This is a genomic window from Helicobacter ailurogastricus (assembly GCF_001282945.1).
GTDB lineage: Bacteria > Campylobacterota > Campylobacteria > Campylobacterales > Helicobacteraceae > Helicobacter > Helicobacter ailurogastricus.
The window spans coordinates 1-16,154 of the sequence record NZ_CDMG01000009.1; the positions used below are offsets into that span (position 1 = coordinate 1).

14 protein-coding genes are annotated in these 16,154 nt (G+C 42.3%); 9 read left to right on the forward strand and 5 right to left on the reverse strand.

Annotated elements, in window-relative coordinates; all coding sequences use genetic code 11:
- Positions 1–352: 352 nt before the first annotated feature.
- Entirely contained in the window at positions 353–2,782 is a 2,430-nt protein-coding gene (locus HAL07_RS05285; protein WP_156242811.1) for a protein rep, read from the reverse strand.
- Between the two features lie 586 nt (positions 2,783–3,368).
- On the opposite strand from HAL07_RS05285, the gene HAL07_RS05295 reads away from it, so the two are divergent.
- From HAL07_RS05295 to HAL07_RS05320, 6 genes are all read left to right on the forward strand, one after another.
- The gene (locus HAL07_RS05295) at positions 3,369–5,117 is read left to right on the forward strand and encodes a replication initiation protein (RefSeq protein WP_082355879.1); all 1,749 of its coding nucleotides are present in this window, start codon (positions 3,369–3,371) and stop codon (positions 5,115–5,117) included.
- Positions 5,118–6,098: 981 nt separating this feature from the next.
- Positions 6,099–6,947 (forward strand): hypothetical protein, encoded by an 849-nt coding sequence (locus tag HAL07_RS08075; RefSeq protein ID WP_199767533.1) that lies wholly within the window; start codon positions 6,099–6,101, stop codon positions 6,945–6,947.
- 20 nt (positions 6,948–6,967) lie between these two features.
- A complete protein-coding gene (locus tag HAL07_RS05310) occupies positions 6,968–7,234 on the forward strand; it encodes a hypothetical protein (protein WP_053945378.1) in 267 nt (88 codons plus the stop codon).
- A 214-nt stretch (positions 7,235–7,448) separates the two neighbouring features.
- Positions 7,449–7,589 carry a hypothetical protein gene (locus HAL07_RS07950; protein ID WP_156295952.1) on the forward strand — a complete coding sequence of 47 codons (141 nt, stop codon included), beginning with the start codon at positions 7,449–7,451 and terminating at the stop codon, positions 7,587–7,589.
- A gap of 502 nt (positions 7,590–8,091) precedes the next feature.
- Complete coding sequence (locus HAL07_RS05315) at positions 8,092–8,934, forward strand: DNA-methyltransferase (protein WP_053945379.1); 843 nt, start codon at positions 8,092–8,094, stop codon at positions 8,932–8,934.
- A complete protein-coding gene (locus tag HAL07_RS05320) occupies positions 8,894–9,667 on the forward strand; it encodes a DNA-methyltransferase (RefSeq protein ID WP_053945380.1) in 774 nt (257 codons plus the stop codon). Before HAL07_RS05315 ends, HAL07_RS05320 begins: the two co-directional genes overlap by 41 nt.
- Here HAL07_RS05320 and HAL07_RS05325 read toward each other — a convergent pair.
- The 3 genes from HAL07_RS05325 to HAL07_RS08300 form a co-directional block, all read right to left on the reverse strand.
- Positions 9,645–10,943, reverse strand: a complete 1,299-nt coding sequence (locus tag HAL07_RS05325; protein WP_053945381.1) for a hypothetical protein — start codon at positions 10,941–10,943, stop codon at positions 9,645–9,647. The two genes, HAL07_RS05320 and HAL07_RS05325, sit on opposite strands and share 23 nt — an antisense overlap.
- A 949-nt stretch (positions 10,944–11,892) precedes the next feature.
- Entirely contained in the window at positions 11,893–12,498 is a 606-nt protein-coding gene (locus HAL07_RS05330) for a protein rep (protein WP_082355882.1), read from the reverse strand.
- The gene (locus tag HAL07_RS08300) at positions 12,495–12,839 is read right to left on the reverse strand and encodes a protein rep (RefSeq protein ID WP_053945383.1); all 345 of its coding nucleotides are present in this window, start codon (positions 12,837–12,839) and stop codon (positions 12,495–12,497) included. Before HAL07_RS08300 ends, HAL07_RS05330 begins: the two co-directional genes overlap by 4 nt.
- Before the next feature lie 387 nt (positions 12,840–13,226).
- Between HAL07_RS08300 and HAL07_RS05340 the strand changes: the two genes are divergently transcribed.
- The 3 genes from HAL07_RS05340 to HAL07_RS08030 all read left to right on the forward strand — a co-directional run bounded on the left by HAL07_RS05340 (position 13,227) and on the right by HAL07_RS08030 (position 14,413).
- Positions 13,227–13,514, forward strand: a complete 288-nt coding sequence (locus tag HAL07_RS05340; protein ID WP_104741665.1) for a hypothetical protein — start codon at positions 13,227–13,229, stop codon at positions 13,512–13,514.
- A gap of 237 nt (positions 13,515–13,751) precedes the next feature.
- Complete coding sequence (locus HAL07_RS05345) at positions 13,752–13,964, forward strand: hypothetical protein (protein ID WP_053945385.1); 213 nt, start codon at positions 13,752–13,754, stop codon at positions 13,962–13,964.
- A 188-nt stretch (positions 13,965–14,152) separates the two neighbouring features.
- Positions 14,153–14,413, forward strand: a complete 261-nt coding sequence (locus HAL07_RS08030) for a hypothetical protein (protein WP_158652602.1) — start codon at positions 14,153–14,155, stop codon at positions 14,411–14,413.
- Positions 14,414–14,492: 79 nt separating this feature from the next.
- On the opposite strand, the gene HAL07_RS05355 is transcribed toward HAL07_RS08030, so the two are convergent.
- The gene (locus HAL07_RS05355; RefSeq protein WP_053945387.1) at positions 14,493–15,677 is read right to left on the reverse strand and encodes a tetratricopeptide repeat protein; all 1,185 of its coding nucleotides are present in this window, start codon (positions 15,675–15,677) and stop codon (positions 14,493–14,495) included.
- Positions 15,678–16,154: the final 477 nt, after the last annotated feature.

Below are 16,154 nucleotides of genomic sequence, written 5' to 3' on the forward strand. Positions count from 1 at the left end.
GTGGGCTTGCTTTTGGTAGGGGTTGGGGTGTCATCCTTGGTCTGTCCTTGTAGCTCTTTTAGCTTGTCTTTTAGGTCATCTCTCTCGTTGGTGAGCTTGTCAATCTCCTTGTCCCTCATCTCAATTAGCGCGTCTTTATGCCCCTCCATGAGCTTGTAATTCTCTTGCTCGCTTGCTATCTGTTGCTTGAGCTTGGCGTTTTCCCTACCAAGTCTTTAAGCCCCTACGGCGTTTGAGTAGCAAATTATCAAGCGAACTTGTGAGCGCACCCTTTAGGGTTGATAATTTGCAAACTATCACCCTTAAAAGGGACACTTCGCAAGCTCGTTTGATAGTTTGCCCTGCGGGGCTTCTAAGTGGAGTGAAGGTTTGTTTCATCGGTCTGTGCTTCACACATGGCAAAGGCAAACTCACTAAATGCGTCATCGGGGGTTTGCCAGTCATCTGGGATAAAGGTTTCTTGTGGGTCATCATTGGCTATTAGCTCTTGTGTCTGCTCCTCTTGCACTTCTTTGGGCGGTTGGTAGTCATCGGGGATAAAAGTGTCTTGCGTGTCGCCAAAGATGTTGGGGTCGTAGTCTGTGGGGACACATTCATCATTTGAGAAAGAAAGGGCTATGAGCTCGTTTGCCTGTTGCTCGTCTGTGGGGGGTAGCTCCTCTTGTGGGGGTTGCTCGTCTTTGGGGGGAGTGGCTATTAGCCCTTCTTGTCTTTCAAGGTCATCGGGCTGTTTGGCTAACGCTTCCTCTAATAGCTCCCCTAATGGCCTACCATTACCCTGAACTGGCGTGTCCTCCTCATCATCATCACTGATCTTTAGGGCTTTCTTAATGGCGTGATCTACCACTTCATCATGCAAGAAAATGCTTTCATCCCCTGTAGTGTAGGTATCAAGGGCATAGGCATAACACATTTTGGCGATGAGCCACAGCTTGTAATTGTAGGGCGTTCCCCCCTCTTTCTCCTCTAGTGCTTGCCAAAGTGAGGATTTGTAGGGGTTAAAGCGGGGGTTAGAGCTCTTGTTGTCTTGTTCTTTATCTTTACTAAAAGCCTCTCTGAGCTTGGCAAGCACCTTGTCTAACAAAGGCATTCCCCCTATGTTCCCGTTCTCCTTAATCCCCTCATCTACAAGGTCTTTCCACGCGTCCCCTAACTCCACGCCGTGCGCTTTTTCGTAAATGCCTAACTCTTGGTGTTTAAAGTCGGTGATGATGCCGCTAGCCTCGCATTCTAACGCCCCGTGTTCTATCAAGTAAGCGTCTAACCTCTTATGGCGGTCGGCTTTGCCTCTTAGTTTAATGCCCTGTGCCTTAACCCCGCAATTATGGTAGATTTGGGCGCGCTCGGGCGGGGTGTTGATGGTCTCAAGGGGTCTTAGCTTACACTTGGCAAGTGAGCCACCAGAGCTGAAACTTCTTAGCCCTTTTTGTTGCTCCGCATAGATCATTGCAATGGGCTTAAAGGGTGTGCCGTCCTTCTCGTATTGGCATTGGTTCTTGTAATCTAGCATGGCGACTAATCTTTGTTGCTCGGGGCTATCTGCTCCGCTATCTGGGTAGCCTACGGCATCTTTGGCCTCCTTTTCTAGCGCGCGGGTGAAGTCTTTAGCCATTTGCTCGGGGCTAGCGTCCTCTGCGTCTGTTTCCTCTTGGGAAGCTTCTAATTTAAAGCCTTTGAGTATCTCATGCAAAGCAGAATGGAGGTTCTTTTCAGCCCGTTCTTTGGAGCGTTTGGCGTATTTGTTGGCAAACTTGCGCCCGTCAAAGACAATCCGCATATCCACATTGTTGCCCTCTAGTTGCACTTTAGTGAGGGCGCGCTCGGTCTTAGTCCTTTCCGCCTTATCTAGCCACAACTGCTTATTGTATTCCTTGTCATTGTGATCACCCACTACCATACCCCGTTCTAGCTCTTTGGCAAACATCTCACTGAGCTCAAAGGAGGTTAGATAGCGGGATTTAGGGGGTTTGGGCTTTTTGGGTGGGCGTTTGGCTTTAGAGGGCTTAGGAGGTATGGGCTTGGTGTAGTAGTCCCAATCCACGACTAGAAGGATATGCACATGGGGATGGCACTTGCCTACGGCTAACTGAGTGTTAAAGCTATCGCCCACAAACTCCGCCCCCATGATGTAGCCAAACACGCCATTGGGAGCGAAGCGGTCTTTAAAGCCATTGCGTTTAACTTTCATCATGTGCTTGACATGCTCGCGCAACGCCCTTACCATATTGTTGAGCTGTTCTAAATCGCCATTCTTGGGGCTCAAGGTTATCATCATCAAGCGGAGGTTTTGCATGGAGATAGAGCCGTTTAAAACGAGGTCGCTAATGCCTTGAATGAAGGTGAGGGTGCGTTTTTTGGCTTTAACGCTGTTGCAGTGGAAACAAGCTCTGTTCTTGCAGGTGAAGGCGTGGGGGATTTCTATGCCATTGTGCCAAGTGGTGATGATGTCCTTACCGCAAGTGTTGAAACCCAAAGCACGGGAGTAAAAGGTCTTGGGCTCAATGGCATTAATGGTGTGGAGTTGGTAGGGGTTTGGGGGCTTTTGCCCTATGATTTGCCCGTTCTCATCCACGATGTCGGTGTCTGTTAATTGCTTGTGGATGTTAAAGTGCGTGCTAGCAATGCCCGAAAAGTGGGTTTGGGCGATTAAAGTTATCTTATGTTGGGTGGGAGTTAGTGAAATTTCATTGCTTTTAAGGTTTTTCTTAGAAAAGTTATTACTTTTAAGGTCTTTCTTAGGAGGGGTTTTGTAGGCTAAGTTGTTGGTAGTTTCTTGTGTCATCAAACTAGAGGCTACCACTTCTTAGCTACTAAAACGCTTAAACTCCCTTAAGATTTTCAACTTTCCCAAGACTTTGTAACTAACTCCAAAGATTTTATACCAAATTTTATACCCCCTTCGGGGTAGCTCAAACGCCGCATGGCTTACTGGTTGTAGGACGGCTTTTGGGGATGTCGATTTTTTCTGCCCTTTGTTTCTTACTATACCAAGTTAAGTATGCGCTTGCGCGCTGTGGGGGGTTCGTGGGCTTTAGGGCGTGGGTTGAAAAAAGGGGGCGGTTGGTTTCAAGGCGTGGGTTTGGGGGTCTTTTGGGGGGCGTTCATGGGGGCTACCGCTACGCTTGCGCTTCGCGGGGCTAACCGCGCCATAACGGCTCGGGCTTTAGAATGTGGGCTGGGTCGGCGCGGTTAGCGCAATTTGTCAAATTCACATCCCCAAAGGCTTCTTAGGTGTGGTGTCCTGCGTAGGCTGTGGGCTTTTGAGTGGCTCTGTNAATACGCACTAACATGGAGTATTTAATATAAATCTAACTTTTAATTAGGTAAGATTCAGTTCAATTGAACATCGTAAAAACGAAAGTGCGACCATGGATATATGGGTTCAGCAACAAACCATAAGTCGACAGATCAAAGCCTTACAAGTACTTATTGACACAGAAACAGATGATGTAACTAAGAAAGTTTTGGAGCAAAAGCAAGCTGATTGCGTTAAAAGGCTAGTGGAGCTGACCACACAACTCACAATCCCACAATCCCTAGGTCAAATACGAAATCAAACCACCAACATTGCAAACACACAAGAACAACAACTAGACACGCTACTAACAACAGAGGCAACACTACAACCAACAAGTGCACAAGACCTTGTAGAAACAGAAACCCAAGTTACTGCGCAAAATACCCCCACAATCCCCAGCACTATCTGTGAAAAATATGTAACCTTCCACAACGATGTTAATTCTGTATCTCTAGGTAGGTTAAGCGCATTAGAAGCGAATTTGCTCTTTGCTATCTTCAACAAGCTTAAAGACAAAGAGGACGAGCTCCTAGTATTTGAAGCAGAGGATATTAGAGCGATGATAGGAGTTAAAACCAAAGTCAGCTTTGAAAACCTCTCTAAGATTGTTGAAAAATTTTGGAAAAACATTAGGGCGGCAAACTTTTGGATTCTCTATGAGCGCGCTAGAGAGAACATTATGCTCTTTAAAAGATTTCGGATCAACTACCACGACACCAAAAAGACCCAAGTTAAAAGCATAGAAATCCAAGTGAATATGCCATACTTTGGCTATTTACTTAATTATCTCCATGGTAACTTCACTTCCTTTGAGCTCTTTGAGTTTCAAAACATTAGCGGTAAATACGCCAAGACTCTTTATAGGCTACTTAAGCAGTGGAAAAGTACAGGTGTGCATCCTAAGATGGAGTGGGGGGAGTTTAGGGAGCTGATGGGGATTTCTAGTAGTTACACAATAGGCGAACTCGAAATGCAAATCCTCAAACCCGCCGTCCAAGAACTCCAAAAGCTCCCCCACTTTGAGAACCTTTGCTATGAAAAAATAAAAACAAAGGGCATGGGCAATCGCATCACACATATCCAATTCTACTTTGAGCCCATCACCAAGACTAGCAAAGACAGAGAACGGGCTAAGAGGGATATAAGAACCATTGCATGGGAAATTAGAAGCAAGAAAGCCGTTAAGCTCATCAAACAATCTATGGAGCAAGCAAAACAAACCAAGCTAGACAACGAAATGCTAGAAGTCTTAGAGATGGCCTTTTACAAACCCCAAGACCCTAGCGTTGTTCTTGTGGTTGATGGCATACAGCCTGCTAAAGATGGCTATGAAATTTTAGTGAAATATTACAAAGAGGGCAAAGAGTTTCAAGCCAAAAGTGCTGTATTAGCTAACAAAGAAACTTTTTTAACAGCTATGGCAAAGGGAGGTTATCAAATTATGGATTTACAAGCACAGCAACAGCCACAACAAACCAAACAAGCACCGCAATCTAAAGAAGTCAAAATAGAATTACAAACAGACAAAAACGGCTTTAAAACTTTTCAAGGTTTAACAAGACCAAACCAACCACAACAACCCAGCCAACTCCAAGCTCTAAACCCCAACAATGATCTAACAGAATACATAGGCAGAAACATTTACATGAGCAACAATGGCGTGCCAGCTGTCCTTAAGATTAAAGACATTTACTTTATAGAGAATGGCAAGCTTAGCGTAGATGTCCAAGACATAGACAAACCACACAAAATTTTAAACCCTTTCATCTTTGATAATGTCAAGCACTTTAAGAGCTGGTTTAAGAAGTATAAAGACTAAGCTTTTAGTGCATAGCAATCCATCACACACAACCTAAAAACTTTTAAACACAAATCCACACTTTTAAAATCCCCCACAACCCCAGACCAAACCAAACCCAACACCCTTACACCACTAAAACAATCCTAGAGCCTTCTACACCTTAAATAACTTTAAGCTATTTAGCCCCCAAGACGTTTGAGTGGCAAATTACTCAAAGCGAACTTGTGAGCGTCCCTTTAGGAGTTGAATACAAATTATCCAACGCTACCTATCGGTAGGACATTCGCAAGCTCATTTTGGGTAATTTGCCCTTGCAGGGGGCTATGAAATGCAGTTAAAAATATCATTATCCATATTTTAATATGCTAGAATTCTTTGAAATAACACTACAAAGGATTTTTACATGGCAAAAAAGATGAAAAAGATTATAGCAAATTTTCTAGGCGGTTTTTAGAGGATTTAGAGAGCCGACTACACAATGAGATTATCAGGGTCAGGGATAAATACCAAGAAACAAAAGCTAAGAAGGCACACGGAGTAAAAAAGACAGAGGAAAAGCAAAAAGTCAATGAGGCTTTAAATAATCTCATCTACACACAGGGGAAAGATAACCAAGAGCAAGAGTCTAAGAAAACTGATGCAACCCCCACCAATACCAAGCAAGAAGTCAAACCAACCCAAGAAACCCAAGAAGTTAAAGCAAATTCCACGCAAAATCAGGCCAAAGGGCAAGAGAATACACAAGCACACTTCACAAACAAGCCTCATTAATGGGGGACATTGCATCCATCAACTTCAAACCCACGAAGTTGAGCATCCAAGAAAACACAACGACCGCTCAGTTAAACCTAGTTATGTGCTAAAAAGTGGAGGATTAGGGATAGAATGTAATAGAGATGCCAAAGAAGCTAGGGCTTTAAGAGATAGCCTAGTAGAGCAAGCCAAGATCAATTACAAGGGTATTTTAACCAACCTTTTAAAGCAAAGGCTAGCCGTTATTTGTGGAGTGTTGTCGTGAATCTCAAAGACACGAGCGCCATGCAAGAGCTAGAAAGACTAGCCGAGCATTTTAAAAATAAGTACGGCTTTCAGTGCTACCAAATTGCCATCCACAGAGATGAAGGGCATATCGATGAGTTTGGCAACACACACATCAACCATCACGCCCATATGGAGTTTGTTACCCTTGATGAGAAAACGGGCAAGAGCTTGTTTAGAAAAGCGTTGATTACAAATACGGTGTTAGGACAAATGCAAAAAGAAGTGGCTGACATCTTAAACATGCAAAGGGGTGTAAAAAAACGCATCAGTGGAGCTAAACGTATTGAGCCTAGAGCTTACGCCCAGCTCATGGAGCAAGAAAAAGCCAAGCGAATTGAATTAGAGAACAACAATGCAACACTACAAAATAGCAACAACTCACTTACTAAAGAAGTTTCAACCTACCGAGAACAAATCCAAGACTTACAAGCTAGTGTCAAGAACACCCAAGCAGAGTTAAACACACTCAAAAAAGAAAAGACTGAACTAGAGCAAGCCAACACCACATTGCAACAAGACAACACCACTTTAGCCCAAGAGAAGCAAACCATAACCCAAGAGAACCAAGAACTCAAAAACAACAACACAGAGCTAGAAACCACACTCATAGACCTTGTTACTATCTTTGCCCCACAAAACAAACAGAACAAGAAACTCACACTTAAGGAAGCCAAGCCCTTGCTAGAGAATGTGAGAAAGCAAATGATTGCCATTAATCAAGGGCTTGGTGATTTAAAGCTTTTCACACAAGAAGACTACAAGAGCTTAAGAGCCTTAAAAGATGAGGACAGAGATAGATGCCATTAAGAACGAGAACACCCAAAAAGATGAAAAATATCAATGGTTTAAAAGAACGGATTGCTAAACACACTCAAGAGCTTGATAAGATGAAACCCGAGCTTGCTACACTCAAAATCACAAACCAAGAGCTCCAGCAAGAGAATCTAAAGCTCAAGCCCGTGTATCTCACAAAAACACAGATCAGGGCTAGGCGTTTGGCAGAAAGGCAAGAACTCATGGGCAAGGGCTGCCCTAAAGAAGCTTTTAGAGAATTGAGTGCTTTAGATATGAGAAACTCACCCAAGCGCAATTAGATGAGCGCATTTTAGATATTTGGCTTAAGTATGCCCCCAACTATATTACCAGTCTTGAAAACACCAACACTAGCCTAGAACAAGAAACCCAAGCCCTTAAACAGAGTTAAAGTCAGCCAAAGCAGAAACAAAGAGTCAAGCACACATCAAGGCTTTTGAAAGGGAAGCTATAGGCCTTATTAGAAAGTATGTAGCCCCCGTTACAGCTGGTGTAGTGGCGCATATCCAAGCCAGTGGTGAAAAGATTACGGAAATCCATAAACAATGCCAAGAGGAGATGATCCAACAGGCGAGCGTTTGTGTGGTGTTTGGCGAAGAGTTAAAAGCAGGCAAATTCAAAGTTTTTAAAATGTGAAAAAGCTTTTTGGTAAAGGGTCAAAGACCCCATAACCTATGAGTATGTGGAGTGGGGTAAAATCCATTACAGAGAGTTTAACAGACGAGAGCGAGACATTAAAGAAAAGCTAGCCGACACCCTTACAAAGCACAGCCAAGCAGTGCAAGCCATCAACAATAGCTAGCCAAGAACGAGCTCCACAAAGCACGCAACACGCAAGAAGGACAAGAAAGCTTAAAGGTGTCTAAGCCCCAAGAACCTAAAAAGACAAAGGGTAGAAAGTCTAAGCAAGGCACAAAAGGCACACACACAGCAAAACAAGGCAAAAATGTCAAAAGTGACTCCAAAAACTAAGAAAAATTTAAAAAAACGAACATAGAAACCTATTGAAAGACCAAGTCACTGCCACAATAGCTTGCAAGCTCACCCGATCCCTAAATAGCTTAAAAAGTATGTGCTTATGTGATTGCTGATACAATCACACCCAAACACCAAACCAACAACCCAGGAATCTCAGCACATGTCTAATCAAGTTTTTTTTAAAAGTGCACAAAACATGAGCGAAGTGCCTGACCAAAGTGTCGCGCTCATCATCACCTCACCACCCTACTTTAACATCAAGGATTATAGCAAGAATGGAACACAGAACAGCAAACATTCAACAAGCTGCACAAACGATCTTGGCAATATCAACCACTATGAAACCTACCTTCAAGAGTTGTTACAAGTGTGGCAGGAGTGCGAAAGGGTGTTAGAACCCAATGGCAAGCTTTGCATCAATGTGCCACTACTACCCATGCTAAAGAGTGTCTACAACACACACCATAATCGCCACATATTCGATCTCAAAAGCGACATAGAACATAGTATTCTTGAGCATACAAGACTCTATTTACTTGATATCTACATTTGGAATCGCACCAACACCACCAAGAGGCTCATGTTTGGCTCTTACCCCTACCCCACCAACTTTTACGCCCAAAACACCAGCGAGTTTATCATCGTCTTTGTCAAAGATGGTAAGCCCAAAAAAGTTAGCCAAAAGCGCAAAGTTGCCAGTAAACTCACCCAGCAAGAGTGGATAGAATTTACCAAGCAAATTTGGGATATCCCTATCCCCAACAAGAGTGATCTCGCCTTTGGAGAGCACGCAGCTATTATGCCCGAGCTATTGGCTTATAGATTGGTTAAAATGTTTTCTTTCGTCCAAGATATAGTGCTTGACCCCTTTGCCGGCAGTGGGACAACACTCAAGGTAGCCAAAGAATTACACAGACAGTATGTAGGCTATGAGATTTATCCATACTATGAGAAGGTCATCAATGCTAAGTTACAACAAAATTCATCATCTAGATGTCTTTGAATTTTTAAGGCTGTTGCCCGAGTCTAGCGTAGATCTAGCCATCATAGACCCACCCTATAATCTCAAGGTGGCTGAGTGGGATTGCTTTCAAAGCGAACAAAAGTTTTTGGAATTTAGCTATGCATGGATCGATGCTCTCTTGCCGAAGCTCAAACCTACAGCGAGCTTTTATATTTTCAACACTGCTTACCATTGTGCTTTGTTTCTCGCCTATTTGCAAGGCAAAGCCCATTTTAGAAATTGGATCACATGGCACAAGAAGGATGGCTTTGCCAATGCAAGAAAAAAATTTAACAATGCCAGTGAAAGCATTTTGTTTTACACCCTAAGCGAGCAATACACCTTCAACTACGATGCCATTAGAACCCCCTATGACAGCACGGCAAGGATACAAGCAGCCACAAAAAAGGGTATTCTCAAAAATGGCAAACGCTGGTATCCTAACCCAAAAGGCAAGCTCTGCACCGATGTGTGGCATATCAGCTCGCAAAGACACCAAGAGAAAGTCAAAGGACGGCTTGTCAAGCCAAAACACCCCACGATCAAACCCTACGGCTTGATAGAGCGCATGGTAAAAGCCAGCAGTCTCCCCAAAGGTGTCGTGCTCGATCTCTTTGCCGGGAGTGGTCTTGGCTTGCAAGTGTGCCAAAACCTAGACAGGCTCTACTTGGGGACAGACATTAACCACCACGAGGTTAAAGAGCATGCGCTTAAAGAGCGTGCAGTAGGCTAGCGTTTGTGGTCTGCATTAAATCCTTCAAGTCGGGGTTGTATTTGATATTCGTGTCAAACACGCAAGAAACCACATGGGGCGGGATTTGAAAGTCCTCAAAATCTATGTCAAGCTTTTTAAACTTGGCTTGTATGTTTCTGCTCCCATTTTGGGAGATTTGGGCATGCTTGTAGCCATCGATCAAGATCATATTCTGCCAACGATCCAAGATAGAAAACTCGTTTTGATCCCTAGCTAAGGCTAAAGGCACAATGTGGTGCAACTCAAACCCACTCTTGCGCATGGCTTGCCTGTCAATCTTGTGTTGTTTGAAATATTCTCCTTTTTCGGCTTGCGATCGCTTGAGTTTAGCCTTGTTCTTAATAAGCCCCATATCCCCCACTCTCAAACTCAACTCCCCTTCCCGCACATCGCCCACGCCAAACAGCACACTTTCTTTAAGCAACATAAACATTTGCTGGGCTTCGTTGAGCCAATTATGATAATCCCTAAGAGCTATCTTAGCACACCCCTTATAAATGCCATTCTCTTTAGGGTTAGCGTATTTTTTCATACACGCCACAATCTGCTCCCTTTGGAATTTAGACAAAGCCCTAAACCCTTTAATCAAAGCCACAATACTCGTTCGGCTATTCTCAGTGTCTGAGGCAAAAAAGGCGAACTCTTCTAAACTAATGCTTTGGATATTGTGGTGTCTAAGCTCAAGCATTAGATCATACAGCGTGTTTTCAAAACCTCCATGTAAATTCGTGAGCGCATTTGTCCAAAACCTGTTTAAAGTAAAAGGATCGGGCCGTTCTTGCAAGGCGGTTTGTAAAAATTCTTCCCCAAGTGGGCTAAGATTGACATAATAAGTTCTATGACGTGCTCCAACTGGGTTCAGCTTTAATTTTTTATTGAACCTATGAATCAGGCCCATTCTATCCATATCCACGAAGAAATTTTTACGCAAACTGTCTTGAGTGATTCTGCCTAGAATATAGGATAATTGATTAGTCATCTGTGCATACAGAGTTTCTTGGGGAGTGTTAAGGGGTCTTTTGGATAAGTCTGTGGTTCTAATTCTTAGGTGCTTGATTTTGTTGTTTTCTAGGGTTTCTTTTAAGGCTTTTAGAATGGTAATGATCGTTTCTTTAGTGTAGCGATTGTGTTGTGATAGGTGCAAGCCACGGTAGGTGTCTTTTTGGATTCTTTGGAATAAATACCCAGACACATTGCCTGAAATACCTAAGCACATATCGTTTTTTAAGTCTTCTAAAGTGTAGCGGTAGGACAAAACAACCTCCTTGAATAGTCAAGACTAAGGCGAGACCTCGTTTGGGACATACTCAATGCTACGAAACTGGTATTTTAACACAATTTACATAAGCTGCTCGGGTTCTAGCTTCACTCTTTAAATCTTTACTAGTTTTTGTTTTTATATTTTAACTTAAACAAACAATACTAAAGATAGCAAAACTAACAAACACACCAGCGAACTTGTAAGCGAACCTTACTAAAGGTGGATAGTTTGCGAACTTTCCATTTGCTGGCGCAAATCACTCGCGAGCTCGTTTGGAAGTTTGCTACTCATGCGCCATAGGGGCTAAAGAAAATTTTCTGTTGGTCGCTCCGTAACACATCAAAGAAAATGCGCATCGGTTATCCAAGTTTTTAACACCACTTCGCTTAACGCTCGTGGTGGCCTTGCCACTCCCTAACGATTCTCGGTTCTCAACGCTGGCTGGTTTAGGAGTGGCAAGGGTTATGATTGGATCTCTGGTGTGTTTGGAGTCGCTACTCGGTTTTGCGTTTGACTCTGTGTCAGCGAGTGGCTAGGTGAAGTGGAGGATTTTTTTCAGTGATTAGCTCTTAGTTTCACGCTCCAACCCTTCAATGCGTTCTTGCATTTTCAAAAGCTCTTAAGCTTGCTCTGTGCGTTCACTTTCAGGCAACACTCCCGCGCTCTCTTTCAAGCGTGAAACGCCTTTGATAACTTCGATTTTGAGTAAGAAAAGCTCTTTCGTTCTTTTTGGGTCATCGGTTACTCCTTTGGTGTTGATTTTAACCCCGTAGGGCAAACTCACCCAACGGAGCTTGCGGAGTGGTCTACGAAGTAGGGGGTGTAGTTTGGCAAATTACACCCCCTAACGGGGACGCATCGCAAGCTCGCTGTGAATTTGCTACTCATGCGCCGTGGGGGCTTTAGAGAAAAAGCTTGATAGAATTCATCGCTGACATTGATATTAATCGTTCGCATGGTTGTCCTTTTTTGTTAAATTTGACTCGTAAAGCTCGTAGTCTTGCCCACTCCATCTGTAAAATTCTCGCTCTAAAAAATCCCAAAGCTCAGGGTCTAATAACTCAAGCTCTTGAGCTGGGTAGCGTTTGTCCTTAAGTAGTCCGCCTCGGTTGAATTGCCTTAGCCCTTTGGCTTGGCTATCAAGGGTCGCAAATTGGTCGGTATCAAGCTTGGCTATCTTAGCAGATATAGCGTTTTTAGGCTCTGTGAGGCTCGTAGGCTGTAACTTTGCGCTTGACTTAGGTCTGATACCCCTGATGTGAACAATGGGCTTATAATCGCTTCTAAGAGCTTTAGCCCACATCTCTACCCATTGGGCTTGAGTGATGTAGTTACCGCCTTTGAAGTAGCTCAATGGCACAATTAGCACGCTGTGGTAGTGCAAATGACACTCGCCTATGGGAGTCTCATCGCCTAGATACTCGATAGCACGGATGTAGCCCAAAACTGATTTGCCCCATTGCTTGGTCTGTATCAAGCGTTTCCACGATGCGGACATGTGAGCAGAAAGGGCGCGTAAATCGCTCAGGGGCGCGTTCTTAGTGGTCAGGGTGAGAAAGTATACCCCACGCGATAATCGCGCTCTATTTGGCTCAGAATGCTCAAAAGCTCGGCAATAAGTTTTCTAGCTTTTCGCCATGCACACATAGGACACCACTTTATATCGCAAAAGCTAGCCCACGCTAGGACACGGGCAAGCTCATCACTGATTTTATTGCGATACTTGTCAAAAGTCAAAAAATGACCACATTCGGAAGAGCGCATCGCCTTTTTGAAATTTTCCATCGCATTATAAAAATCGGGCAAATTGAGTTCTAAAGCTAACTTTTTCTTGATCTCAAAACGCTCTAAAGTATCGTTTAAATTTTCATTCGGTAAGCTAATTTTCACTAGGTTTCCTTTGGCTTTTGGTTCGCAATTTGTCAGACTGCAACCACAAAGGTAACCTATCGACTTTAACGAAATCCTTAAACCTTTTATAGCTCCCTAAACATCGGGCTTTATAGCCCACAAAACACAGACTAAAAAATGGAAGTTGTCCGTATAGTATCAAGTGAATAAGAAAGCCCTATTTTGCGGGGTTCATGATTTTTTAGAGCTCGAAACTTAAAAAATATTAAAATCTTATTAATTTAATTAATATTTTATATTAAGCATACAATTAAACACATAGTTAAATTTTATTAAATTTTATTTATGCACTTTATTATATTGATTTTTAATAAATAAAAAAACTATAATCAAGTGCTTTTTAAAATCTAAATAAAATGTTATTAAATGGATAATAAAACAAAATTAGAGAAAATTCATAGCTCAGGAGAGCTCTTGCAAAAAATACAACGATTGGATGAAATTCGAAGTCAGTTGATCAAAATGGGAGCTATGGGTTTGGTCAATGAGTTGCTAGACATCAAGGCACAGATCGCATTGCTTTTTGAGAAACCCAAACGGGTTAGACGCACTAAGGCACAAATGCAGGCAGTAGGGGAGAAAGAGAACAAAGAGATGGAGGTTACACAACAACAGAACAAAAAGCCCAAAGGTGGAAAACCCAAAGGGGAGTAGCACGACTAAGAGGCTTCGTGCAATGGTATCGTATGGCGTGCCTAGTAGAGTGGATCGCTACGATCTACATTGGGTTGGAGGCACGCGTAGCTTTTGAGATGAGATTTTGGGTTGTAGGATGGGATCGTTTCAATAGGGCGGTTATCTTTAGTTTGACATTGGGTTGATATAATAAAGATTAAGTGAAACAAAGATTTTTTGTCTAAAATGCACCAAAATTTTCAATAGGAGCAGGCTATGAACGAGCGAGACACAAACGAACAAGATACCATTAATCAATTACTTGAGGATTTAAAAAAATCTAATGTCACAACAAGCAACGAAAGCCTTGAAGCACTAAGTGACGATGTTTACTCTACCTTAAAATCATTCCAACAAAATCAACCAAACAAGTCAGATAAAACAAATACAAGTAAAACGGATACAAGCTCAAGCTCGAATCAAAATTAAAATCCTGAACGATAAAACAAACGTTGTCTAGTGATCTTACTAATCAGATCAGCATCGCTATCAATTTCATTACTCTTGTTGTCAGCTCTGCTACCCTCGTTGTTACAATTTGCACTCTCAAATCTGCCGGAAAAAGCTTTAAACAAAGCACAACCTTTCAACTTGAAAAATTTTTTCTAAAAATTCACATGAACTACAAAAATGCTGAAGCAGAATACAAACATGCTGAAGAGAAATACATACAAGCACAAATGTATCTTCTCGCAACATTGGACACATATTGCAAATATGCAAATAAAGAACTTTCAGATGACGAACTTGCTGGAGAGAACATAACTTTTTTTAAAAACATAATTCAGGAACCAAAATTTAAAGAATGTATTCTCAAACATAAAAAATTTTTCAACAACATCATAAAATTTGCAGAAATAAACAAAATTAAACTCTAAGACTCTAAAAACTTTAAAAAAAGCCCCATAGGGAAAACACTTTTTTGTAATGCCTCTCAAAATCTAAAACTACTGTTAACTAAGATCTATCAGCTTGCTCTACAGAATTTTTTAATCGATCGAGGGCATTTTGAGCACGGTGCTTGATATCTTCGTCTCCCATTTCATAGGCCATTTGGATATATTGCTTAGCTCTAGAGTAATTTTTCTGAACACCTTCGGCAACGCCGGTTTCATACATGAGACCTAAGCAATAACAAGACCAAGAATCTCCCATGCTCACAGCTTTTTGAAGGTACTCCAAAGCTCTAGCTGGATTTTTTAAGATGCTTTCACTATCCCCATATAAGACACTTAACCTGTAGCAGCTGCTAGCACTAGCACTAACATTTCCTTTCATATCAGCAGCCTCTTGATAATACTGAGCAGCCTTATAATGGTCCTTAGAAACATCCTGCCCATCTTCGTACATAAGGCCTAACTCATAATAACCACTGGCTTCCCCCATATCACCAGCCTTTTGATAGCACTCCATGGCTTTTTGAATGTCATTTTTGACATAAAGACCCTCTCGGTACATACGGCCCAAGTTATGATAAGCTGTAGCGTTCCCTCTATTCGCAGCTTCTCGATAGTATTTAAAAGCTTTTTTGTAGCGACAGTACTTAAAAACTTTTTTGTAGATTTGTGAAATACCCTCGCCATGTTCATACATGTAACCTATGTTGTTATAAGCTGCATCATCTCCCATGTTTGCAGCTTCTCGATAATACTTAAGAGCTTCTTTGTGATCACTCGAAATGTTCTGACCATTATGATATGTAGAGCCCAGATTGTTATAAGCCCCAATATGTCCTATATCAGCAGCTTTTTTGTAGTATTGACGAGCTTTTGAATAGTCTTTGGTTACACCTCGACCGTTATGGTACATGAAACCTAACTTGTAATAAGCTTCGGCAATTCCCATTTCAGCAGCCTTATGGTAATACCTAACGGCTCCAAAATAGTCTTGAGGGACACATTCACCATCAGCGTACATAGAACCTAGTTCGTAGTAAGCTGCACCACATCCCATGCTACTCGCTTTTTTGTAGTACTCCACGGCCTTTAAACAATTCTGTGGAACATGCTGTCCATAACGGTACATAGAACCCAATTTAAAATAAGCCATGGCATACCCCATGTCGCCTGCTTTCTTATAATGTTCAACGGCTCTACAACAATCCCCTTCATCAAGGGCCTTTTCAGCCACATCAAGATACAACTGCTTCCTTTCATTCACACTAGACTCTAGGTGTCGAATTTTGAAGTTTACTTAATTCTCCATTTAAGAATCAAGGAATATCTTAAAAACCATTAAAATACCATTAATGAGGACCATAAAGTATTTGTTTCATCTTTGTTTTTCAAAGGCATGATTACCCCATAATCGTAGATACTTCAAGACCAAAAATCTAATCCTAACTTCAAAACTCTCTCTTGGGGGTTTGGGGGCTTGCCCCCAAGAGTGATGTAGATGCCAAGCGTCAGCTTGGCTTACCGATTCATGCCACACATGTCCAATTTTTCACATTTTTTGTAAGCTCCAGACACCATTTTTTGCAAATTTCGCCATTTTTAAGTTTTTCTCGCGCGCAGGTTTTTAACCTTTTTAAAGGCGTAGCCTTTTAACCTTTTTAGGGGGGGCGCGGGCTTCGTGTGGGAGGGGGTTCGCGGAGAGTAACATGGAGTAAAATACGCA